General features: G+C 61.6%; 19 protein-coding genes and 1 pseudogene. 6 read left to right on the plus strand and 14 right to left on the minus strand.

Annotated elements, in window-relative coordinates:
- The first annotated feature begins 114 nt into the window (after positions 1–114).
- Positions 115–888, plus strand: coding sequence for an NAD(P)-binding domain-containing protein (locus AC4PS7_RS06785; protein WP_492179247.1), 774 nt, complete (start codon positions 115–117; stop codon positions 886–888).
- Here the strand turns inward: AC4PS7_RS06785 and AC4PS7_RS06790 are convergent.
- Complete coding sequence (locus tag AC4PS7_RS06790; RefSeq protein ID WP_031291303.1) at positions 883–1,776, minus strand: LysR family transcriptional regulator; 894 nt, start codon at positions 1,774–1,776, stop codon at positions 883–885. The two genes, AC4PS7_RS06785 and AC4PS7_RS06790, sit on opposite strands and share 6 nt — an antisense overlap.
- 94 nt (positions 1,777–1,870) lie before the next feature.
- On the opposite strand from AC4PS7_RS06790, the gene AC4PS7_RS06795 reads away from it, so the two are divergent.
- Together AC4PS7_RS06795 and AC4PS7_RS06800 are read left to right on the plus strand one after the other, a co-directional pair.
- Complete coding sequence (locus AC4PS7_RS06795; protein ID WP_010210185.1) at positions 1,871–3,037, plus strand: MFS transporter; 1,167 nt, start codon at positions 1,871–1,873, stop codon at positions 3,035–3,037.
- 80 nt (positions 3,038–3,117) lie between these two features.
- Entirely contained in the window at positions 3,118–4,248 is a 1,131-nt protein-coding gene (locus AC4PS7_RS06800; protein WP_492179351.1) for a saccharopine dehydrogenase family protein, read from the plus strand.
- Here the strand turns inward: AC4PS7_RS06800 and AC4PS7_RS06805 are convergent.
- Positions 4,245–5,582, minus strand: coding sequence for an MFS transporter (locus tag AC4PS7_RS06805; protein ID WP_021493030.1), 1,338 nt, complete (start codon positions 5,580–5,582; stop codon positions 4,245–4,247). The two genes, AC4PS7_RS06800 and AC4PS7_RS06805, sit on opposite strands and share 4 nt — an antisense overlap.
- Positions 5,583–5,817: 235 nt before the next feature.
- Between AC4PS7_RS06805 and AC4PS7_RS06810 the strand changes: the two are divergent.
- Positions 5,818–6,006 (plus strand): annotated as a pseudogene (locus AC4PS7_RS06810) (putative 2OG-Fe(II) oxygenase); the annotation flags it as partial.
- Between the two features lie 13 nt (positions 6,007–6,019).
- On the opposite strand, the gene AC4PS7_RS06815 reads toward AC4PS7_RS06810, so the two are convergent.
- From AC4PS7_RS06815 to AC4PS7_RS06825, 3 genes are all read right to left on the minus strand, one after another.
- Positions 6,020–7,513, minus strand: a complete 1,494-nt coding sequence (locus AC4PS7_RS06815) for a methyl-accepting chemotaxis protein (RefSeq protein ID WP_042572287.1) — start codon at positions 7,511–7,513, stop codon at positions 6,020–6,022.
- 169 nt (positions 7,514–7,682) lie between these two features.
- On the minus strand, positions 7,683–9,836 hold the full coding sequence (locus AC4PS7_RS06820; protein WP_045792058.1) for a TonB-dependent siderophore receptor: 2,154 nt from the start codon (positions 9,834–9,836) through the stop codon (positions 7,683–7,685).
- A gap of 184 nt (positions 9,837–10,020) precedes the next feature.
- Positions 10,021–10,512: an Lrp/AsnC family transcriptional regulator gene (locus AC4PS7_RS06825; RefSeq protein WP_010210191.1), complete on the minus strand. Its 492-nt coding sequence runs from the start codon at positions 10,510–10,512 to the stop codon at positions 10,021–10,023.
- 121 nt (positions 10,513–10,633) lie between these two features.
- On the opposite strand from AC4PS7_RS06825, the gene AC4PS7_RS06830 reads away from it, so the two are divergent.
- Together AC4PS7_RS06830 and AC4PS7_RS06835 are read left to right on the plus strand one after the other, a co-directional pair.
- Positions 10,634–11,668 (plus strand): histone deacetylase family protein, encoded by a 1,035-nt coding sequence (locus AC4PS7_RS06830; RefSeq protein WP_010210195.1) that lies wholly within the window; start codon positions 10,634–10,636, stop codon positions 11,666–11,668.
- Between the two features lie 57 nt (positions 11,669–11,725).
- A complete protein-coding gene (locus tag AC4PS7_RS06835) occupies positions 11,726–13,123 on the plus strand; it encodes an amino acid permease (protein WP_021493036.1) in 1,398 nt (465 codons plus the stop codon).
- Here AC4PS7_RS06835 and AC4PS7_RS06840 read toward each other — a convergent pair.
- The 9 genes from AC4PS7_RS06840 to AC4PS7_RS06880 form a co-directional block, all read right to left on the minus strand.
- The gene (locus AC4PS7_RS06840) at positions 13,096–13,575 is read right to left on the minus strand and encodes a cytochrome P460 family protein (protein WP_010210198.1); all 480 of its coding nucleotides are present in this window, start codon (positions 13,573–13,575) and stop codon (positions 13,096–13,098) included. The genes AC4PS7_RS06835 and AC4PS7_RS06840 overlap by 28 nt on opposite strands.
- Entirely contained in the window at positions 13,575–14,609 is a 1,035-nt protein-coding gene (locus tag AC4PS7_RS06845) for an alpha/beta fold hydrolase (protein WP_198729567.1), read from the minus strand. Before AC4PS7_RS06845 ends, AC4PS7_RS06840 begins: the two co-directional genes overlap by 1 nt.
- 138 nt (positions 14,610–14,747) lie before the next feature.
- Positions 14,748–15,509, minus strand: a complete 762-nt coding sequence (locus AC4PS7_RS06850; protein WP_010210200.1) for a PIG-L deacetylase family protein — start codon at positions 15,507–15,509, stop codon at positions 14,748–14,750.
- Between the two features lie 178 nt (positions 15,510–15,687).
- Positions 15,688–16,347, minus strand: coding sequence for a glycosyltransferase family 2 protein (locus AC4PS7_RS06855; RefSeq protein WP_042572290.1), 660 nt, complete (start codon positions 16,345–16,347; stop codon positions 15,688–15,690).
- Complete coding sequence (locus AC4PS7_RS06860; RefSeq protein ID WP_198832323.1) at positions 16,344–16,943, minus strand: SAM-dependent methyltransferase; 600 nt, start codon at positions 16,941–16,943, stop codon at positions 16,344–16,346. The genes AC4PS7_RS06855 and AC4PS7_RS06860 overlap by 4 nt, the downstream gene beginning before the upstream one ends.
- Complete coding sequence (locus tag AC4PS7_RS06865) at positions 16,940–17,698, minus strand: PIG-L deacetylase family protein (RefSeq protein WP_198832324.1); 759 nt, start codon at positions 17,696–17,698, stop codon at positions 16,940–16,942. Before AC4PS7_RS06865 ends, AC4PS7_RS06860 begins: the two co-directional genes overlap by 4 nt.
- A complete protein-coding gene (locus tag AC4PS7_RS06870; RefSeq protein WP_492179248.1) occupies positions 17,695–18,693 on the minus strand; it encodes an acyl-CoA dehydrogenase family protein in 999 nt (332 codons plus the stop codon). The genes AC4PS7_RS06865 and AC4PS7_RS06870 overlap by 4 nt, the downstream gene beginning before the upstream one ends.
- A gap of 1 nt (position 18,694) precedes the next feature.
- The gene (gene glgX / locus AC4PS7_RS06875) at positions 18,695–20,854 is read right to left on the minus strand and encodes a glycogen debranching protein GlgX (RefSeq protein ID WP_010210210.1); all 2,160 of its coding nucleotides are present in this window, start codon (positions 20,852–20,854) and stop codon (positions 18,695–18,697) included.
- Positions 20,855–20,973: 119 nt separating this feature from the next.
- Entirely contained in the window at positions 20,974–21,246 is a 273-nt protein-coding gene (locus tag AC4PS7_RS06880) for a DUF2934 domain-containing protein (RefSeq protein ID WP_010210212.1), read from the minus strand.
- Between the last annotated feature and the right edge of the window lie 8 nt (positions 21,247–21,254).

Raw genomic sequence — 21,254 nt, forward strand, 5'->3', positions numbered from 1 at the left:
TTGCCTTCCTGGCTGATCTTCAGAGCAGCGAGTGTAGCGTGAACCCATGCCTGCATGAATACGGGAATCGTGCCTATGATGGCCTCGACTACAGAATTGATCGGAGTAGACAGCGTGTTGAAGATTGGAATCCTGGGCGTCGGTGAGTTGACGGAGAAGGTTGTGATCGGTCTGCGTCGCAGCGGGTTTGAGGGGCGGGTGTTGCTGTCGCCGCGCAACCAGGAACGTGCGCAGCAACTCGCTAAACAGTGGAACTGCGAGGTGAGGGCCGACAATCAACAGGTCGTCGATGGCGCCGATCTGTTGGTGCTGGGTGTGCGCCCGGAGGTGGTTCAACAGCTTTCTGATGAAGTGCAGCTTAGAACTGAGCAAACGCTGGTGTCGTTGGTGGCTGGATTGAAGCTTGTGGAACTGCAGCGCCGTTTCCCGCGGGCGCGTGTGGTCCGTGCCATGCTGTCCTATGCCGCCCAGATCAACCAGACCACGGTGGTGGTCACGCCCGGCGGTGAACCCCATGCAACGCTGCTGGGCGCGCTGGGGTCATTGGTTGTTTTGGACGAGGAGGAGGCGTTCGAGTTGGCCACTGTCGCGGCCTGCATGAACGGCTGGTTCTATTTCTTCCTGAGCGATCTTCAGCAGTGGTTTACCGACAAAGGCCTGTCCAGAGAGCAGGCCGCCCAACTGGTGATGGGCAACCTGCAAGACTGCCTGGCCAGCGCCCGCCACCAGCCGTCGGCCAGCCTGGAGGCGTTGGGTCGCGCCATTGCCACACCTGGCACCTTCACGGCGGCGGGGCTGGAGGTGCTCAGAGATAAAGGCGCGACGCAGGCATGGCGAGAGGCCGCTGATGAGGTGCTTGAGCGCCTGCACAAGCCTGCGCGTTTATAGCCGGTGATGTTCGAGCAAGAAGTCCACAAACACGCGGATCCGCGCCGGCATGCTCGCACCGCCGACAAACACCACGTGGATCGGCTCCCGGTCGCCAGGGTTCCAGGGCTCCAGCAGCGGCACCAGGTGACCGCGTTGCAGGTCCTCTGCAACCGTGAACGTGCCGATGCGCGCGATACCGGCGCCTAGTCGCGCCAGTTGAGCAAGTGCTTCGCCACTGCTGCATTCGATATTGCCGTTTATCTTCAGCGAAAACGTCTTGCCGTTCTGCGCGAAGGGCCAATCGGGTTGGGCCCGGCGGAAGTTGAAACGCAGGCAGTTGTGCCGCAACAGATCGTTCGGCTCCAGAGGCGTGCCGTGTTGCTGAAGGTAGTCAGGCGACGCCACCACGACCTGGCCGGTGTCGCCGATGCGGCGCGCCGTCAGCGGGCTGTCTGGCAGGTCGCCAAAGCGTATCGCGACGTCGGCTTGGCCGCCGAGGATGTCGACTATTTCGTCGCCCAAGGTCAGGTCCACCACAATGTTCGGATAGCGGGCGCTGAACGCTGCCACCAGGGGCACGATGGCCATGCGGCCGTGGCCCAGGGCCGCACTGACCCGCAACCTGCCTTTGGGGGCACCCTGGTCGGCGATGGCGTCCTCGACTTCGGCCATGTCGGCCAGGATGCGCCGAGCGCCGCGAAGGTAAACCTCGCCTTCGGCGGTGAAGGCGATGGCCCGGGTCGTGCGAATGAGTAGGCGGCTGCCCAGGCGCTGTTCCGTGCGCGCGATGACCCGGCTGACGGCTGAAGGTGTCAGTCCCAGTGCCCGTGCCGCGGCCGAAAGGCTGCCTTCCTGCGCCACCATCGCGAATACAGCCATCTCACCCGACCTGCCGTTGAAATCCATTTTTGCCTCGCGCGCAAAGGTGATTGCCAATTAAACGGTCTAGTGCCGTTAAAGCGTAGATCGTAGCATTTGCGGCATAAATGAGGAGTCTTCCATGCGTATCAATCCACCCCTTGTAGCCCTTGCTGTCGGTGCCTTTGGCATTGGCGTCACTGAGTTCGCGCCCATGGGCATGTTGCCCACTATTGCCAATGACCTTGGCGTTTCGATTCCCACTGCGGGGCTGTTGGTCAGCGCCTACGCCCTGGGGGTATTGCTCGGCGCGCCCCTGATGATCTTGACCACCGGCAAGATTCCCCGTCGTCACTTGCTGGTCGGCCTTATGGCCATTTTCACCCTGGGTAACGTGATGTCGGCGCTTGCAACCGGCTATTACGACCTGTTGATCGCCCGCGTCATCACTTCGCTCAACCATGGCGCGTTTTTTGGCGTCGGTTCCATCGTCGCCGCCAGTGTGGTCGCGCCGGACAAGCGCGCCGGAGCCGTCGCGGCGATGTTCATGGGCCTGACCCTCGCGACCATTGGTGGCGTGCCACTGGCGACCTGGTTTGGTGAACTGCTTGGCTGGCGTACGGCGTTCTGGGGCATTGGCGGACTGGGCCTGGTGACCATGGTCGCGCTGTGGTTCGCGCTGCCAAACCTGCCGCTGCCGAAAAGCGACGGTGTGCTGGCCGAAATCAAGGTGTTGGGGCGCGGTTCGGTACTGGCGGCACTGGCCCTGACCGTGGTGGGTTCCAGTGCTATGTTCACCGTGTTTACCTATATCGCGCCGATCCTGAGCAACGAGACCCATGCTTCTACCCCCTTTATCACGGCCATGCTGGTGTTGTTCGGTGTCGGGTTGACGCTGGGCAATATATGGGGCGGCAAGGCGGCAGACCGCTCGATCGACCGGACCCTGATCGTTTCGCTGAGCGCCCTGATCCTGGTCCTGCTGGCCTTCGCATTCCTGATGCGTTGGCCGATACCCGCAGCGGTGAGCATCCTTATCTGGGGGATCGCCAGCTTCGCAGTCGTGCCGCCTTTGCAGATGCGCGTAATGGAAGCGGCCAAAGACGCGCCGAATCTGGCTTCGGCCGTGAATATCGGCGCCTTTAACTTCGGTAACGCGATTGGCGCCGCAGTGGGTGGCGCGGTGATCAACGCAGGGCTGGGCTATCCGGCGATCTCCCTGGCCGGTGCCGCGATGGCGGGCTTGGGGCTGTTGATGGTCGTGACGTTCGCCTGGGGCGCCAGAGGCCGCATGGCTGCGGCGGTCTAGGAAATCGAGTATCGTTGGCCGCCTCAGCTGCCAGCCTGGTGCAGGCGCAGCGCATGATCGATGGTTCAGGGAAGACTGGAATGGCACTCAGGGTGATGGTGATCGGCGGCTACGGCAATTTCGGCAGCATCGTGTGCCGACATTTGGCCGCAGCGCCGGGCATTGAGCTGGTGATCTCGGGCCGTGATCCACACAAGCTGCAGCGCAAACTCGACGAGTTGAATGCGCAGCCCGGCACTGTCTGCGAAGGCTGGTGTGGCGACGCGATGGGGGCCGGATTCGCGGGTGTTTTACTGTCGAAGCACATGCAGTTAGTGATTCATACCGGCGGGCCGTTCCAAGGGCAGTCCTATGCAGTTGCCCTGAGCTGCATCGAAGCCGGGGTGAACTACTGCGACCTGTCCGACTGCCGCACCTTCGTCAATGGCGTGGGCGTGCTGGACGTGCACGCCAAACAGGCGGGCGTGGCCATTCTCAGTGGTTGCAGCTCAGTGCCGACGCTGTCGTCTGCGCTCATCGATCAGTACCGGTCTCGCTTCTCGCGCATCGACTCGATCGAACATGGCATTTCCTCGTCGGCCAAGATGCCAGGCCTGTCGACAATCGAAGGTGTGCTGGCCTACGCGGGCAAACCGATCAAGCAACTCAGGAATGGCCAGGTACACGAAGTGCTGGGTTGGCAGGACCTGACGCTGCGCAAAATGCCGGTGTTGGGCACGCGAGTGCTGGCCAATGTGGATGTGCCGGACATGGACATCTTCGCCGGTCGGTATGGCGCCCATACCTTGCGCTTCAAAGCTGGCGCGGAGCTCAAATTGGGGGGTGTCGCCAACTGGGTGCTGGCTCAGGCACTGAAGCTGGGGGTGGTACGGGATCATGTGGCCTGGGCGGCGCGGCTGCACCGCCTGGGCACCTGGTTCGAGCGATTTGGCGACGGTAAAAGCGCGATGTACATCGATGTGCAGGGCTTGGGGACCGACGGCGGACCTTTGTCATTGACCGTGCAATTGACGGCCTTGAATGACAAAGGCCCGGAGATCCCCAGCTGCGCTGCCGTGGCCCTGGCCATCAAAATCGCTCAAGGTTACGTACCCATGCCTGGCGCGCGACCGTGCGTAGGTGAGATCACCGTGGATGAATACATGGCCGCGATCAACGATCCGGCGAACCTGAGTCTGGCCGTGCGGTTCTCTGACGAGCAGGGCGTTTAACGCGAAAGCACGGGCGCGCTGCTTTTGTCCTCGGGCCCCACGTCGTGCAAGGAAATCCGCGAAGTTTCCGGCAACGCCAATCCACCGGCCAACGCCAGCAACGCCACTGCAATCAGGTAGAACGCCGGTGACAGATTGCTGCCCGTGGTGCTGATCAACCAGGTCGCCATCAACGGCGCGGTGCCGCCGAAGATCGTATAGGCCAGGTTGTAGGTGATCGCCGAGGCGGTGTAGCGCGTACGGGTCGGAAACGTCTCCGACAGCAAGGCTGCCGTGACCACACCACACAATACCGCCCCCACCGCCAGCAACATCACGCCGACAATGGATGCCGCGAACGAACCGGAACTGGCCATCAGGAACGACGGATACACCACGACCATCAACAACACACAGGCCGTCATCACGGTGGCGCGCCGCCCGACTCGATCGGAATACAACCCCGCCAAAGGGCAAATTGCCGCGGCGAAAATCAATGCAATCAGCGACACCAGCAACGCCATCGCCCGACTCAAGCCTCCTGCCACCTGCAGATACGTCGCGAAATACGTGGTGAACATATAGAACGACAGCGCCGTCAGTGACACAAAAGCGCCCAGGCAGCAGATCGCCGCACCATGGTTGCGCAGGGTTTCCTTGAGCGGGGAGTGGGCGACGGTGTGTTCTTCCTTAACGGCCTGGAAGGCGGGCGTTTCGTCCAGCTTCCAGCGCAGGTAAAGCCCCACCAGGCCGAGCGGCGCGGCGATCAGGAACGGCAAGCGCCAGCCCCAACTGCCCATGGCCTCGGCGGACAACGACGCTTCCAGTGCATACGCCACCACCGCGGCGGCGGCGAAAGCGGAAAACGTCGACACCGGCACGAAGCTGCCATACCAGGCGCGCTTATCGCTGGGCGCGTGTTCCATCAGATAGGCACAGGCCCCGGCGTATTCGCCCCCGGCGGAGAACCCTTGGGCGCAGCGAATCAGCGACAAGAGGATCGGCGCCGCTACGCCGATGGCGGCATAGGTCGGCAGCAGGCCTATCAAGGTAGTGGCGCCGGCCATCAGCAGGATCGTCATGGCCAGGGTACGCTTGCGGCCGATGCGGTCGCCGAGCATGCCGAAGAAAATCCCGCCCAGTGGCCGGAAGGCAAACGCCACGGCGAACACGGCGAAGGTTTTGAGCAATGCCGCGCTGGCGTCGCCGCTGGGGAAGAACTGCTGGGCGATGGTCGTGGCGAGGAAGCCGTAGACGGCGAAGTCAAACCACTCGACAAAGTTACCGATGCCGGCGGCGATGATGACCTTTCGCAGAGTCTGGGGGCTGACCTGTTCGGTGGAGGGGCTCGTCATGGGGGAAGGCCTCGGGATAGCGATGGGGATGACTGATTATCGGGGCAGGCTGTTGGGCGGCGGGGCCCAAAAGAGTCGTCCGCGTAGTCAGCAGCGACTTGCGGGTATTGGGGGGAGGCAGGAATTGGGCCAGGTGAGGCAAGGAGCCTGTGCGCAACTGTGATTAAGACTTTAACAATGGTTTACATCGCTGAACCTTTGATGCCGGTATGGTTTGTGGCTACTGGCAAACATCATGGTCGCCTCGACCTACAATCCCGCCTTGCGCATGCGGGTCGAGGATTGCCTGACGGCCGGGTTCAGCAGCACCTGTGTCGCCAGTAGCGGGACATTGATTATGTTTCCATCCTGGTTGATGCACTCGGTACGACGCTTTAAGGGAACGCGGCCACGGATCTCGATCGCGTTCAACTTCGGTACATGACGCCCCTTAGGTTTCACTGATGGAAGCGTCTGCCCAACGCATCCAACCGCACCGCAATCGGCGGCAGCTGCTCACTGCTGCGAGCCAGGGTTTCCACATCGTTGGCGGTGCTTTGCGCAATGCTCTGCACCGACTGCAACCGCCCGACAATCTCCAAGTTCGCCTCGGTCTGCTCGCGGGTGGTGGTCACGATTCGCCCGTTCAGGTCGTCGATCTGTGCGATGTCGCTGCCCACCGCGCGGAGCATATCGACGGCGACCTGGCTGTCTTCCACGCAGCGGTCCACGCCTTGGCGGCTGTCGTGCATGGCTTCCACGGCCTGGCGGCTGCCGTGTTGCAGGCTCTCGATGATGGTCTTGATTTCCTGGGTGGACACTGCCGTGCGCTGCGCCAGGTTGCGTACTTCGTCCGCGACCACGGCAAAGCCACGGCCTTGCTCGCCGGCGCGGGCGGCTTCGATGGCTGCGTTGAGGGCGAGCAGGTTGGTCTGGTTGGCGATGCTGCTGATCACATCGAGCACGGTGCCGATCTGCTCGGCCTGTACGGCCAGGCCTTGCACCGTTTCATGGGTGCCGTTGAGGCGTGAGGCCAACTGGGTGATTTCCTGCTGGGCGCGGCCGACACTTTCCTGGCCACGCAAAATCTGTTGGCTGGCCTTGCCAGCGTGATCCACCGCCTGTTCGACATGCACGGCGATGTGGCCCATGGCGTCTTCCATACGCTGCATGGAACCGGTCATCTGGGTGATTTCCGCCAATTGATGCCGCGCGCCTTTTTCCAGGGTGCCGCTGGCGCTGGCCAGTTCCTGGCCGAGTTGACCAAGGCCGTGGGAGTCGCGGGCAACGCCGTCTATCAGGTGGGTGATCTGTTGCAAGAAGTGATCGAAACGATTGGCCAGGGACATGTGCACCTTGCCTTCGCCCTGGGCGGTTTGCGCCGAGATCTGTGTGGTGACGGAGAGCATCTTCTCGAGCATTTCCTGGCTCTCGACCGCTTCGGCCTGGCTGTGCACGGCCAGGTACAGCAGGGCAACGGTCTCCATCACCACGTAGAAGGCATGCACGAACACCATGGTCCAGCCGCCGTGATGCTCCATCACAAACACCGGAAAGCCTTGATGTTGCAGGGCATGGAATACCACATGGTGCACGGCGATGGTGGCGGCGGCGACCAGGATCGGCAGCCAGTCGCGATAAAACGTCAGCACCGCCAGCAACGCGAAGATCCCGAAGTGCGATTCGATCACGCCCTGCGCCTGGTTAATGTGCAGCGCCGCCATGACCATCAAACCTGCGCCGAGGGCGCAACGCATCACGCGGCTGCCGCCTATCGCACGGTAGAGCAGTGTGAGCACCACGCTGGTACTGCCGCCAACAATGATGGCTTGCATCAAGGTGTCGTGCCAGAACGCCAGGCCCAGGGAGAACAGGAACATCAGCCAGACCAGCGCCAGCATGATGCGGTCGGCTTTGCGGTAGTGCTCGAAAAAACGCGTGCGAGTGGGCATTCACACTTACTCCATGTGGTCTGGCCGAATCAAAGTGAGGGGCAGGGTGGAGCGAATCAGATATTTTTTTGGTTTTTATTGGATTCAGTGATGCCAACCGTATATCGGCATCAGGAGGCGGGACTTTAGGCGCGGCTACCCGGACGGGTAGCCGCTTATCGGGCGATGGTCAGAAGCTGTATTTGGCCGTGACGCCAAAGCTGCGCGGGTTACCGTAGGTGTCGTTAGGACCCCAGATCGGGCTGTTGCCGATGGCCGAGTAGTAGGTGCGGTCGAAGATGTTGTTCACGTTCAGCTGCAGGTCCAGGTGCTTGTTCACCTGGTAACCGGCCATCACGTCTGCCACGGCATAGCTGCCTTGTTCCAGGCGATAGGTATTGCTGTTGGCGAGTACCACATCGTTGTACATGCGGCTCTGCCAGTAGACATTGCCTCCGACGCGCAGTTTTTCCAGTGGGCCCTGGAAGCGATAGGAAGTGGTCAGCTTGAACAAACGTTCCGGGGTGTCGGTGTCGAAACGCTGGTTGTTGTTGGACGCGTTAGTGTCCTTGATGTAATGCGCACGGGTGTACGTAAACCCGCCGCCGACTTGCCAGTTTTCGGTGAGTGCGCCTTGCAGTTCTAGGTCGATACCTTGGCTGCGTACCATACCGGACGCCTCATAGCACGTCATGATCGGGCAGCCCGCTTGGCTCTCGGGCAGGGTAGCGCGGTTTTTCTGGTCGATCTGGAACACGGCGAGGCTGGCGTTGAGTGCGCCGTTGAAGTACTCGCCCTTGATACCGACTTCGTAGTTTTCGCCGACGATAGGTTCAAGTGGTTTGTCCGAAAAGTCCCGGTCTGTCTGTGGTGTGAAGATGTCGGTGTAACTCGCGTAAACGGAGTATTGGTCGTTCAGGTCGTAGATCACGCCGGCGTAGCGCGTGAGGTTGCGGGTGACTTTGTAGTCGCCGTCGCCCTGGCGGTCATCGTAGTCGTACCAGTCCACGCGGGCACCCAGGATCACCTTGAGCGGGTCGGCCAGGTTCAGGCGGGTGGTCAGGTAAACGCCGTCCTGGGTGGTGATGTTGTGGCCTTTGCCGTTGCGCACGAAGTCCGGTTTTGCCCCATTGAACGGGTAATTGGTGTCGTAGGGGCTGTATTCCTTGGACGTGGCGTCATAGACGCGTTTGCTGGTGCCCACCACCACTTCATGGGTGCGGCCGAAGGCTTCGACCGGGCCACTGAGGAACGTGTCCAGGCCGTACTGTTTGTCGTCCTGGTGCGATTGGTAGGCGGTGCGCGCCAGCGTGGTCTGGTAGCGCGACTGGTAGGTGCCGGTGAACACGCCATCCAACTGTGACGACGAGCCGGCGATGTGGAGTTTCCAGTCATTGGCGAAGCGATGTTCGATATCACCGAATACAGTGTCGATGGTGAGCTTCTTGTTTTCCCAATCGGAGCCGGGGTTGGTGGAGCGGGGCAGGTTCAGGTGATGGCCGTCGGTGCCGATGGGCAAGCCGCCCCAGAAGAAGTTGGTCTGGTCTTCCTGGCGCGAAAAACCTAGGGTGGCAGTGGTGTTTTCGCTGAGGTCGGCTTCACCGATGGCGTAGAACAGGCCGTGGTCGCTTTCTTCTCCTTTGCGAAAGCTGTTGGCGTCGCGGTAGGAACCCACCACGCGGCCGCGCAGGGTGCCGCTGTCATTCAAGGCGCTGGAGGCGTCGAACTCGCCGCGATAATCGTCCCAGCTGCCGGCGGCACCGGTGATCGACACCTGCGGCGTGGCGGTTGGACGCTTGCGCACAAAGTTGATCGCCGCCGACGGGTTGCCGGCGCCGGTGACCAGGCCCGTGGCGCCGCGGATCACTTCCACACGGTCGAACATCGCCAGGTTGGGCTGCACACTGTTGGCGTAGCCGGAATAAGAGCTGGGAATGCCGTCGAACATCATGTTGTCGATGTCGAAGCCACGTGAGCTGTACGTATGCCGACCGGGGCCGCTGGACTGGCTGAGGAAAAGGCCTGGCGTGTTCTTGACCACGTCGTTGACGCTGGTCATGGCCTGGTCGTCCATGCGCTGGCGGGTGATCACCGTGACGGCTTGGGGCGTCTCGCGCATGGTCAGCGGGAGTTTGGTGGCGGTCGCCATTGCTCCGGTGGTGTAGGACTGGGTGCCTTCGGTGGTCTGGCCCAACTGTTCACTACTGATCTGGGTGGCGCCCAATTCCAGTGGGGCGGCTTTTTCCGCCTCAGCGGCAAACACCGCAGGTGAACTTGCAAGACAGACGGCCAACGCCATCAGACTGGGTGAAAAACCTTTGCCGCCGTGTTGTTGCACAGACATGAAACTGACTCTCCCCGAATGCCTTCCGTGGCGAATAATAAAAGTGTTGATAATTATTCGCATCAGTGTGACATGTTGATCTTTTGGGAAAAAGGCTTCAGAGAGAATTGGTTAACGAATTTTTCACCTCCGTGTGACGGCAAATCGCCATGCCGTCGCCCTGGAAATGCGACGTGCGCAGCGCTTATTCACGCAAGGGGATCGCCACTCGACTCGTCGCCTTGACCTCCCTCAGCGCCAGGCTCGATTGAATCGACGCAATCCCCAACTGCCGCCGTAACACGCTCTCGACAAACTCGCTGTAGCTGTCCAGATCTTCCGCCAGCACCTGCAACAGGTAATCCGCATCACCGGTGATCTTGTGGCAGGACAACACTTGCGGCAGTTCCTTCACCACGGCTTCAAACGCATCCGGCGCATGATCGGTATGGATCGCAAAACGCACATGCACGAACGCCATGATGTCCAGCCCGAGCATCTTGCGGTCGAGGTTGGCCTGGTAGTCCTTGATCACGCCTTCTTCTTCCAGGCGTTTGCGTCGCCGCCAGCAGGGCGTGAGGCTCAGGGATAGACGCTCACTCAACTGGGCGTTGGAAATACTCGCGTCTTGCTGGAGCAGGGCAAGAATGGCGAGATCGGTATCATCAAGCGTGACCTGCTTGGTTTTATTTTTCATAAGTTCGCGCCAGGTAGGAAAAAATTCCCGATAAACCTATCAGTGGCGCAAGTAAAAGCAAAGAAAGCCCACGCCAGCCAGAACAAAATAGACCCTGTCTTTTACTGGCGGATGCCCACCCATGTTGACTGTTTTTAGCGAAACCCACCGTTTGCACCACGGCACCGAACTCAAAGACGGCGTGCTGAAACCTTCATTCGAGCAACCGAGCCGCGCCGACACCGTGCGTGACCGCGTCAGGCAGGTTGGCCTGGGCGATATCATCACGCCGCGCCGCTTTGATCGGGCCTGTTATGTCAACGCCCACAGCGAGCGCTATGTGACCTTCCTGGAAACCGCTTGGGCCGAATGGACCGCCATCGGTCGCAGCCATGACGCATTGCCCCTGGTATGGCCGGTCCGTGACCTGGCCAACCAGCAGGTGCCGGAATTTATCGACGGCAAGCTCGGTTTCTTTGCCATGGACGCAGGCTCGCCGATTACCCGCACCACCTGGGATGCGGTCAAAACCAGCGCGGACATCGCCTTGACCGGCCTGGCGCTGATCGGCGAAGGCCATCAGAGTGCGTTCGCCCTGTGCCGCCCACCGGGCCACCACGCGGCCCGCGAATACATGGGCGGTTATTGCTACCTCAACAACGCAGCTATTGCCGCACAGCACGCCGTGACCCAAGGCGCCAAGCGCGTGGCGGTGCTGGATGTGGATTTCCACCACGGCAACGGCACGCAGAATATTTTCTACGATCGCCCGGACGTGCTGTTCATTTCCCTGCATGGCGACCCGGCGGTGTCTTATCCGTATTTCTCCGGCGCTGCCAACGAACGCGGCGCGGGCGCGGGCGAGGGTTTCAACCTGAATTACCCGCTGCCCAAAAACACCACCTGGGATCACTACCAGACCGCCCTGATCGATGCCTGCCGGCAACTGCGCGACTTTGCCCCCGACGTGCTGGTGATCTCTCTGGGGGTCGACACCTTCAAGGACGACCCCATCAGTCACTTCCTCCTCGACAGCCAGGACTTCCTCGGTATGGGTGAAATCATCGCCAGCGTCGGAGTGCCGACCCTGTTCGTGATGGAAGGCGGCTACATGGTCGATGAAATCGGCATCAACGCCGTCAACGTACTGCACGGTTTCGAAAGCAACACCCGATAACAACAATCCGTCGTCTTTTTTCTGCCAAAACTCAAAAACATAACAAGAGGTTTTGTGATGAAAACAACCACGTCCGGGCTTTATGAGAAGCCTGCGTTGCAACGCACCCTGAGCAACCGCCATATCCAGTTGATGGCCATGGGCGGTGCAATCGGCACCGGTCTGTTCATGGGCTCAGGCAAGATCATTGCGCTGTCCGGCACCTCGATCATCCTGATCTACATGATCATCGGGCTCTTTGTGTATTTCGTCATGCGCGCCATGGGCGAACTCCTGCTGTCGAACCTCAACTTCAAGAGCTTCGCCGACTTTGCCGGCGCCTACCTTGGGCCGCGCGCGGCGTTTTTCCTGGGCTGGTCGTATTGGTTGAGCTGGAGCGTGGCGGTGATCGGGGACGCGGTGGTGGTCGGTGGCTTCTTCCAGTACTGGTTCCCCCATGTGCCGGCCTGGATGCCGGCAGTGGGCATGCTGCTCACGTTGTTTGCGTTGAATGTATTGACGGTCAGGCTGTTTGGCGAAGTGGAGTTCTGGTTCGCGATCATCAAGCTCATTGCCGTGCTGACCTTGATCGGCGTGAGTGGGGTCCTGATCGCCAGTTCGTTTGTCTCGCCGACCGGCGTCACGGCTTCATTCACCCATTTATTGGACCCGCAGGCCGCGTTTCCCAATGGCCTGTTCGGCTTTTTTGCCGGGTTCCAGATGGCGATTTTCTCCTTTGCCGGCACCGAGCTGATCGGCACCGCCGCCGCCGAAACCCGTGCGCCGGAGAAGACGCTGCCCAAGGCAATCAACTCGATCCCGCTGCGCATCATCCTGTTCTACGTGCTGGCCCTGGCATGCATCATCGCGGTGACCTCATGGCAGCACGTCTCGCCGAGCAAGAGCCCGTTCGTGGAGTTGTTCCTGGTGGCGGGGTTTCCGGCAGCGGCGGGCATCGTCAATTTCGTCGTGCTGACCTCGGCGGCATCGTCGGCCAACAGTGGCGTGTTTTCCGCCAGCCGCATGTTGTTCGGCTTGGCAGACCTGGGGGATGCACCGGGGATCTTCCGGCGTTTGTCCAAGAGCAGCGTGCCGTTTATCAGCCTGGCGTTTACCACCTTGCTGATGTTGCTGGGGCTGGTGTTGCTGTTTGTCGTGCCGGAGGTGATGACCGCCTTTACCATCGTGTCCACCGTGTCGGCAATCCTGGTGATCTTTACCTGGTCGACGATCCTGGCGTCCTACATTGCCTACCGCAAAAAACGTCCGGACCTGCATGCCAAATCCCTCTACAAGATGCCTGGTGGGGTGCCGATGGCCTGGTTCTCGCTGGCGTTTCTCGCGTTTGTGCTGGGCCTGCTGGCGTTGCGGCCGGATACACGCCTGGCGCTGTGCGTGATGCCGGCCTGGTTTATCTGGCTGTGGATCGCCTACCCGTTCTCGCGTTTTCAGGGTGCCAGTTTGGTAAAGACATAATCCCGATCCTTCACCAATGCCTGGTGGCACGCAAAGCACGTCTGGTGCTGCGCTTCATCGGCCGGCTTGCCATTGATGAACCGGCCGAACCCCCAGCCTCCGGTGGACGCGTATTTCTTCGAGTCCTTGACCATGAACTGTACCGTGGTCGCCGCGCCGGGGATGGACGCAGTCTTGAACTCCGGCGACTGTTCATGCTTCCACGCCAATTTGGCCAGGACGGTGCCATCCGGGAAAGGCAGCTTGCCCTCTCGGTAAGCCTTGAGCGCGGCACTGTTGCCCAGCACCACGCGCAGCTCGTTCAACGGATCCGCCTCCTGGGCGGGCGCCACCAATTCCCATTGGCGGTAGCCGTCGGGAATGGTCACGCCGTAGATCGGTGACGGAGCGCTGTCGGCCAAGGCACAGGCCGAACTCGCCAGGGCCAATGCGGCTATACACAAGCGCTTCATCACAGGTGATCCGCGTCAATGATTGCCTTGGCAAACGCTTCGGGCGCTTCCTGAGGCAGGTTGTGGCCCACACCGCCGTTGATCAGGCGGAACGCGTACTTGCCGGTAAAACGCTTGGCGTAATCTTCAGGTTGAGGGTGCGGGGCGCCGTTGGCATCGCCTTCGAGGGTGATGGTCGGCACGCCAATCGACGGCGCCTGGGCGAGTTTCTGCTCCAAGGGCGCGTACTGCGTTTCCCCCTGCACCAGACCCAGGCGCCAGCGGTAGTTGAACACGGTGATCGCGACATGGTCCGGGTTCTCCAGGCCCTTGGCGCTGCGGTCGAAGGTGGCGTCATCGAACTTCCATTGCGGCGAAGCCAGTTGCCAGATCAGCTTGGCAAAATCGTGGGTGTTCTTCTGATAACCGGCGGCACCGCGCTCGGTCGCAAAGTAGAACTGATACCACCATTGCAGCTCGGCTTTAGGCGGCAAAGGATTCTTGCCCGCCGCCTGGTTGCCGATCAGGTAACCGCTGACCGACACCAGCGCCTTGACCCGCTCCGGCCACAGCGCTGAAACGATGTCCGCCGAACGCGCGCCCCAGTCGTAGCCGCCGAGTACGGCTTGTTTGATCTTCAGCGCGTCCATGAAGTCGATCACATCACTGGCCAGCGCCGCCGGTTGGCCGTTGCGCAGGGTCTTGTCCGAGAGGAAACGGGTGTCACCATAGCCCCGGGCGTAGGGGATCAACACGCGATAACCCTTGGCCGCCAGCAGCGGGGCGACCTGGGCGTAGCTGTCGATATCGTAGGGCCAGCCATGCAGCAAGATCACCGCCGGCCCCGTGGCCGGGCCAACTTCGGCGTAAGCCACATCCAGCAGACCGGCCTTGATGTGCTTGAGGGCACCGAAGGCCGTTTGCGCGCTGGCGACGGCGCGGATGGGCGCCTCGGGCATTTCGGCATGGGCCACGCCCAGCACACCGAATTGCGACAAGGCCAGGGCCAGGAAAAGGGATCGGTGTGTGAAGCGGCGAGTCAACTGAGCGTGCATGGCGAGCCTCCTGCGGCTGAATGTGTGCCTGCTGCTCAGTTGAACGCCGCGTTGTATCTGTGCTGTTTCAGGAAACCGCTTGAGTTAAAGACCGTGTATCGCAGTGGGCTCTGTACACAATGCGATACAAACCCTGCGCTATGACAGCACGATCTCATAAGGTTCGCGCATTCTCTCCAGCAGCACCTGGGCCAGCATGGGCGCCAGGCCGATCGCCGGATCACCGGCCAACTGGCTGGCATAGGCGTGGGCGGCGTGAAGCTTGCGCGCCACGCTCCAGGTGTCCAGGCGCACCTTGCGTGCGCGTTGCCAGGGGATGATCGCGCCTTCGCGAGCGGGCCAGTGCCAGGCCCAGATCGGCAGTTCATACAGCTGCGCGCCCACCAGGGCGCAGGCCTTGGCGCTGGCGCGGCCGACGCTGTCGTGGTCGTCATTGCCGTCGTTGCGCCAAGTACTGAACACCACATCGCCCGACTGCAGGTAGCGCGCAATGAACTGACTCAGTTGCGGCTCACGGGAGGCGAGGGCGTTGTCGCAGAAACCGCCGCGAATCCACTTCAGGCTGTGCAAGGGCATACCGAGGCGCCGCAAGGCTTCAGCACTTTCCTGAGGGCGCACCACACTGAGGCGGCTGGCCGGCCAGACGTTGGAGCCAGGATGGCTGGCACTGCCATCCGTGATGGAGATCAGTTGCAGCGGGTGTTCCAGCGTGCTGAGCAGTTGCAGCAGGCCGCCACAGGCCAGCACTTCGTCGCCGGGATGGGGCGCGACGATGACCACGCGTGCGCCGGGTGGCACCAATGAGGACGGGGAGATAGGAGGAATTTGCGCCAGCTGCGGGGCGCTGTTCCAGATTTGCTCAGGGCCGCGACGGCCGTCGCTTAAGGAAGCAAGCTTCATGGGGTGTCACATCCTTGTCGGTTGATGCTGGGTCGTGGCCCGTTGACGGGACGACGCTCTTTTTCCACCACAGGCTCTGCCGCAGTGGTTGCATGGCACTCCAACCCTGGAACGCTAGCAAGGCGTCATCAGCATAGACAAGGATTGGTCGGTTTTACATTTTGTAATGTCGCTTTTTTCAAGTGGCGAGCATCAGGCTCTTCAAGTAATCCCCGAAACCGCCCTGTGCGCGGGCATCCAGGCGCGCACTGGTGATCACTTGCGGGGAATGGCTCCAGGCGATGGAGGCGCCACACAGCTCCAGGTTACGCACCAACTGCACATCCTCATGGCACGGCAAGGGTTCGAAACCACCGGCGCGGACATAGGCACTGGCGCTCACCCCCAGGTTGGCACCGTGGATATGCCGGTGACCGTCCCGCGCCTCGTAACCCTGGTGATAACGAATCTGTGCGGCAGGGTCAAAATCCTCGCTCCAGGTGTCCACGGTGACCGTGCCACACACGGCATCGGCGCCCAGCGCCAATTGGGCCACCAGCCAATCTGGCGCCACGCGGCTGTCGGCGTCGGTGCACGAAATCCAGCGGGCGCCCTGATTGAGCAGATGCCGCGCACCCACGCCACGCACGTGACCCACATTGCGTGCCTGGACTTCCAGGCATTGCACCGGGTAGGCCTGGGCAATCGCGGTGCTGCCGTCGCTGCAACTGTCCAGCACCACCAGGACCAAGACGGTTTCACCCAGTAAACCCGGATGGCTGGCCGCGATCAGAGCCGCTTTCAGGCAGTCGCCCAGCAGCGCCTCTTCGTTGTGTACCGGGATCAGAATGCCGATCATCGCAAGCCCTCAAGGGTAGCGACCGAAGTGCCGTCGCGGCTCCACAGGTCGAGAAGGAAGTCGTGTTCGTGATGAGTGGCCACGCGGGGCATGTCCAAACGCTCGTGGAGCAGGGCGTGCACCTGTTCGCCAGTGTGCGGGCAGCCTTCGATGACGGGGCGCCAATGGCAGGCCAGTAGCTGACCGTCGACGGTCAACGACGCGCGGGCACGATCAATGAGTGCGCACAGGTCATCGGCGTCGAGGTAGTAACACAACTCGCTCAATACGATCAGCTCGAACTGGCCCGTGGGCCACTGTTCGGGCAAACGGCTTTGTTGCACCTGGGCATGCGAAAAGCCCAACAAACGACCGCGCGCCAACGCAACGGCCGCCGATGCCGTGTCGCAACACAGCAAGCGGTCACAGCGGGCTGCCAGCTCGAAGCTCAGTTCGCCATTGGCGCAACCGGGCTCGAACACCGAGGTGTAGCGCGCACGCGTGAGCAGTGCCAGGGTCAACGCGCGTTTGCGGCGCTCGTACCAGCGTTGACGGAAGGCCCAGGGGTCATCGTTCCCGGCGAACAGTTGGTCGAAATACGGGGTAGCCACACTCATACGAATACCACTTCAAAAGGTTGCAGCAGGCGCTCCACCACGTAGGGCGCCAACACGGGCCCCAGACCGATCTGCGGATCGCCCTCCAACTGGCTGGCGAAGGCATGGATGGCGTGGCGTTTGCGAGCTACCGCTTCACAGCTCAACGGGATTTTGCGGGCGCGGTGCCAGGGCACCTGGCTGTCTTCGGGGGTTGCCCAATGCCAGGTCCACACCGGCAGTTCATACAGGGTGGCGCCTGCCGCAAGGGAGGCCTTGGCGCTGGCACGGCCGACGGCCTCATGGTCGCAATGACCGTCTTCGCGCCAGGTGGTGAATACCACGTCGGTGGGTTTGAGATAACGCTGAATGAAGGCCGCCAGTTCTTCTTCCCGCGCTGCCACCTTGCTGTCGGTAAACCCTGCGCGCAGCCATTGCAGACTGTGCAGCGGCAAGCCGAGACGATGCAGGGCCTGCGCCGATTCCTGGGGGCGCACGACACTCAAACGCTCAACCGGCCAACGCCGCGAGCCCGGATGACTGGCACTGCCATCGGTGACCGAAATCAGTTGGATCGCTCGGCCCAGCGCCGCTAGACCCTGCATCAGGCCACCACAACCCAGCACCTCGTCATCCGGGTGGGGGGCAACGATCACCGCCCGATGGCCTTCGGGCACCAACTGCTCAACACTGATCCACTGCAGTTCGGCCAGCTTTGACGACGCCTGCCAGCGATGCAGCGGCGTGCCTTGGCCGACGATCGGATTGGGTTTCATAATTGCCACCTCCCTGGGGATTCACCGGCGACGCATTCGCCGAGGCTGGCCAAGTCGCGTTCGGCGTGACTCTGGCGCACATACACCGGCAAGTCCGCCATCAACTGGGCGAAGTGCGGATCCTTGCAATAAGGCCCGGCTCCGACGGCCCGGCCGACGTGGCGCATGACTTGCTCGACCGTGTCTTCGATGCAGGCCCGCGTCTGTTGGGCCCACATCCTGGCATTGGCCTTTGGGGCGTGGTCGACCCGTTCCGCGCTGGCGCGCAGTACACACGCGGCACTGTTCAGCGCGCTGTCGACCGCGCCAAGGTGGGCGAGGGCATGGGGCTCAGGGCGCTTGCTGCACTGGTCACGCAGGACTTCCGCCAGGCGTTGCGCCGCGCCGTACCAGCAGGCGGCAATGCCAATGCCGCCTTGCCAGAAACCCGGGCGGGCGAGGTAATCCCCCGGTCCGCCCACGGCGATCCCCCAGGCTTCGTCAAACACGACGTCCACACTGCCGGTGGCGGCCATGCCCACGGCGTTCCAACCTTCGTCCGACACGATGATGCCCGGTTGATCCATGGCAACCGCCACCAACTGCTGGCGGTCTTCTTCGTCCCAGGCCGTCAACAACCCATGGCTGACCACCGCCGCGCCGGAGCACCAGGCCTTACGCCCTTGTACCTTAAGGCGATGGCCGTCTTTGAACACGCGCACCTTGGCGGTGGGGGGCTCGGCTGCCCACATGCCCCAGGTGCTACCCAAGGGCGGTGACGGGCTATTGAGTTCAGCCATGATTGCCAGCGCATCGGTGTGGCCTTCGAACAGCTTGCACAAGCGCAGGTCATGGCCTGCCACCTGCGCCAGGCGACTGAACCGTTCGAGCGTCTGACCGCTGCCCGGCAAGGGCAGTTGGTCCAGGCCTTCTTCCTGAAGTGCCTTCAGGGCCGCGCCCAGGGCGTGCGTGTCCGCATAGCCCCGGTAGCCTTGAAGGATTCCATGCGGAGCCATGTCACACCTCGTCTTCACGCTGCAATTCAAACAGGAGCAACGAACGGCCGGTCACCGCGTACTCATGATCGAAATCAAAGCGCTCCTGGCCCCGCACTGCTGGGGAATTGGTATCAAGCATGCAGGTCCAGAACTCGCCTTCGGGCACCGGTGGCAGACGGAAATTGACCATGTCGTGATGGGCGTTGACCACCAGCAGCAAGGTGGCATCCGCGCCGGCACGGCGGATCCCGGTTTCCTGCGCACGGCCATCCATCAGCATCCCCAGGCAACGGCCGTGGCTGTCTTCCCACTGTTCGGTGGTCATTTCATTGCCATCCGGCGCGAGCCAGGTGACGTCCTTCACGCCGATATCTTCGTTGTAGTCGCCTACCAGGAAGCGTCCACGCCGCAGAATCGGGTAGGCCAGGCGCAGTTTGATCAGGCGTTTCACAAACTTGAGCAGGGCCTTGCCGTCGTCGTCCAAGTCCCAGTTGACCCAGCCGATCTCGCTGTCCTGGCAGTAGGCGTTGTTGTTGCCGTGCTGGGTACGGGCGAACTCATCACCCGCCACGATCATCGGTGTACCTTGGGCCAGCAGCAGGGTTGCGAAAAAATTGCGCATCTGGCGCAGGCGCAGTTCGTTGATTTCCGGGTCATCGGTCGGTCCTTCGACGCCGTGGTTCCAGGACAGGTTGTTGTTGCTGCCGTCCTGGTTGTTTTCGTCGTTGGCTTCGTTGTGCTTGTCGTTGTAGGACACCAGGTCGTGCAGGGTGAAACCATCATGTGCGGTGATGAAGTTCACCGAGCTGTAGGGGCGGCGGCCCCGATGGTTGAACATCTCGCCCGAAGCGGTCATGCGCCCGGCAAAATCCGCCAACTGGCCGTCATCGCCTTTCCAGAACGCGCGCACGGTGTCGCGGAAACGGTCGTTCCATTCGACCCAGCCCGGTGGGAAGTTACCCACCTGATAGCCGCCTGGGCCGCAGTCCCAGGGCTCGGCGATCAGTTTGAGCTGGCGCAATACCGGGTCCTGGCGACAGGCGACCAGGAAACTGTGGCGCTCATCGAAACCATCGCGGTAACGGCCAAGAATAGTCGCCAGGTCGAAGCGGAAACCGTCGACGTGCATCTCATTGGCCCAGTAACGCAAGGAGTCGGTGACCATCTGCAACACGCACGGATGGCTCAGGTCCAGGGTATTGCCGGTGCCGGAATCGTTGATATAGAAGCGCTTGTCATCGGGCATCAGACGGTAGTACGACGCGTTGTCGATACCGCGCATGGACAGGGTCGGGCCGCGCTCGTTGCCTTCGGCGGTGTGGTTGTAGACCACGTCGAGAATCACTTCCAGCTTCTGCTCATGCAGGTGCGCGACCATTTCCTTGAACTCGGCGATCTTGCCGCTGGCCAGGTAACGCGGGTCAGGGGCGAAAAACGCGATGCTGTTGTAACCCCAATAGTTCGTCATGCCTTTTTGCAGCAGGTGCTGGTCATTGACGAAGGCATGCACGGGCAGCAATTCGACCGACGATACGCCCAACTGGCGAATGTGCTTGAGTACGTCGTCTTCCATCAGCCCGGCGCAGGTGCCGCGCACGGATTCGCCCACGGAAGGGTGGCGCATGCTGATGCCGCGCAGGTGGGTCTCGTAGATGATCGTGCGATCCCATGGCACACGCACGGGTTGGTCATTGCCCCAGGTGTGTGCCGGGTCGATGACCTTGCACTTGGGCACGAAGGGCGCACTGTCGCGTTCGTCGAAACTGAGGTCGTCGTCCGGGTGGCCGATGGTGTAGCCAAACAGTGCTTCGGACCACTTCAGTTCGCCCACCAGTTGCTTGGCATAGGGGTCGATCAGCAATTTGTTGTGGTTGAAACGATGGCCATTGGCCGGGTCATACGCGCCGTACACGCGGTAGCCGTAAATCAGCCCGGGGTGGGCGTCGGGCAGGTAACCGTGGAAGGTTTCGTCGGTGTATTCCGGCAGTTCGATTCGCTCCAGTTCCACTTCGCCGGAATCATCGAAGAGGCACAGCTCGACCTTGGTCGCGTTGGCCGAGAACAAGGCAAAGTTGACGCCCAGGCCGTCCCAAGTGGCGCCAAGGGGGAAGGGCAAACCTTCACGAATTCGCGACGGCTCGTTGCCCGGCGTCGAAGGGGTTTTATCGGGTTTGCGCATTGAGTTGCTCCTGCAAGGGTCTTTTTTCAGGCCGAACGCGGCCTTGCTGACGACATTTCAGCTGAGAGTCTGGTAGTTGAAATCACCTCTTGCCGACAGCGTCGGCAAGAGGTGAGGGGTCAAGGCTTGGGCTTTTTCGGCGCGGCTGGCTTTTTAGCGGCCGGTGGCGCCGGCTTGCTGGCCGCGGCCGTCGCGGGCTTGGCTTTTGCCGGCGGCTTGGGGGCGCCAGCCTTGGGTTTGACGGCTGCCTTGGGCTTGCTCGGCGTCAGCGCTTCGGCCTCCGCCAGTTTGCGCGCCATCTCCCAGTGCCGCGCATCTTCACCATGGGGTTTGCCTTCGGACTCCCAGATCTGATGCGCCAGTTCGCGTATGCGTTTGTCTTCAGTACTCATCACAATGC

Source organism: Pseudomonas sp. DW-iso3 (assembly GCF_058725305.1).

Coding starts and splice junctions, on each gene's coding strand:
- AC4PS7_RS06790 (WP_031291303.1), bottom strand. CDS start 1,776: ATGGATTTCAACGGCAGGTCGGGTGAGATGGCTGTATTCGCGATGGTG.
- AC4PS7_RS06795 (WP_010210185.1), top strand. CDS start 1,871: ATGCGTATCAATCCACCCCTTGTAGCCCTTGCTGTCGGTGCCTTTGGC.
- AC4PS7_RS06800 (WP_492179351.1), top strand. CDS start 3,118: ATGGCACTCAGGGTGATGGTGATCGGCGGCTACGGCAATTTCGGCAGC.
- AC4PS7_RS06805 (WP_021493030.1), bottom strand. CDS start 5,582: ATGACGAGCCCCTCCACCGAACAGGTCAGCCCCCAGACTCTGCGAAAG.
- AC4PS7_RS06815 (WP_042572287.1), bottom strand. CDS start 7,513: ATGCCCACTCGCACGCGTTTTTTCGAGCACTACCGCAAAGCCGACCGC.
- AC4PS7_RS06820 (WP_045792058.1), bottom strand. CDS start 9,836: ATGTCTGTGCAACAACACGGCGGCAAAGGTTTTTCACCCAGTCTGATG.
- AC4PS7_RS06825 (WP_010210191.1), bottom strand. CDS start 10,512: ATGAAAAATAAAACCAAGCAGGTCACGCTTGATGATACCGATCTCGCC.
- AC4PS7_RS06830 (WP_010210195.1), top strand. CDS start 10,634: ATGTTGACTGTTTTTAGCGAAACCCACCGTTTGCACCACGGCACCGAA.
- AC4PS7_RS06835 (WP_021493036.1), top strand. CDS start 11,726: ATGAAAACAACCACGTCCGGGCTTTATGAGAAGCCTGCGTTGCAACGC.
- AC4PS7_RS06840 (WP_010210198.1), bottom strand. CDS start 13,575: ATGAAGCGCTTGTGTATAGCCGCATTGGCCCTGGCGAGTTCGGCCTGT.
- AC4PS7_RS06845 (WP_198729567.1), bottom strand. CDS start 14,609: ATGCACGCTCAGTTGACTCGCCGCTTCACACACCGATCCCTTTTCCTG.
- AC4PS7_RS06850 (WP_010210200.1), bottom strand. CDS start 15,509: ATGAAGCTTGCTTCCTTAAGCGACGGCCGTCGCGGCCCTGAGCAAATC.
- AC4PS7_RS06855 (WP_042572290.1), bottom strand. CDS start 16,347: ATGATCGGCATTCTGATCCCGGTACACAACGAAGAGGCGCTGCTGGGC.
- AC4PS7_RS06860 (WP_198832323.1), bottom strand. CDS start 16,943: ATGAGTGTGGCTACCCCGTATTTCGACCAACTGTTCGCCGGGAACGAT.
- AC4PS7_RS06865 (WP_198832324.1), bottom strand. CDS start 17,698: ATGAAACCCAATCCGATCGTCGGCCAAGGCACGCCGCTGCATCGCTGG.
- AC4PS7_RS06870 (WP_492179248.1), bottom strand. CDS start 18,693: ATGGCTCCGCATGGAATCCTTCAAGGCTACCGGGGCTATGCGGACACG.
- glgX (WP_010210210.1), bottom strand. CDS start 20,854: ATGCGCAAACCCGATAAAACCCCTTCGACGCCGGGCAACGAGCCGTCG.
- AC4PS7_RS06880 (WP_010210212.1), bottom strand. CDS start 21,246: ATGAGTACTGAAGACAAACGCATACGCGAACTGGCGCATCAGATCTGG.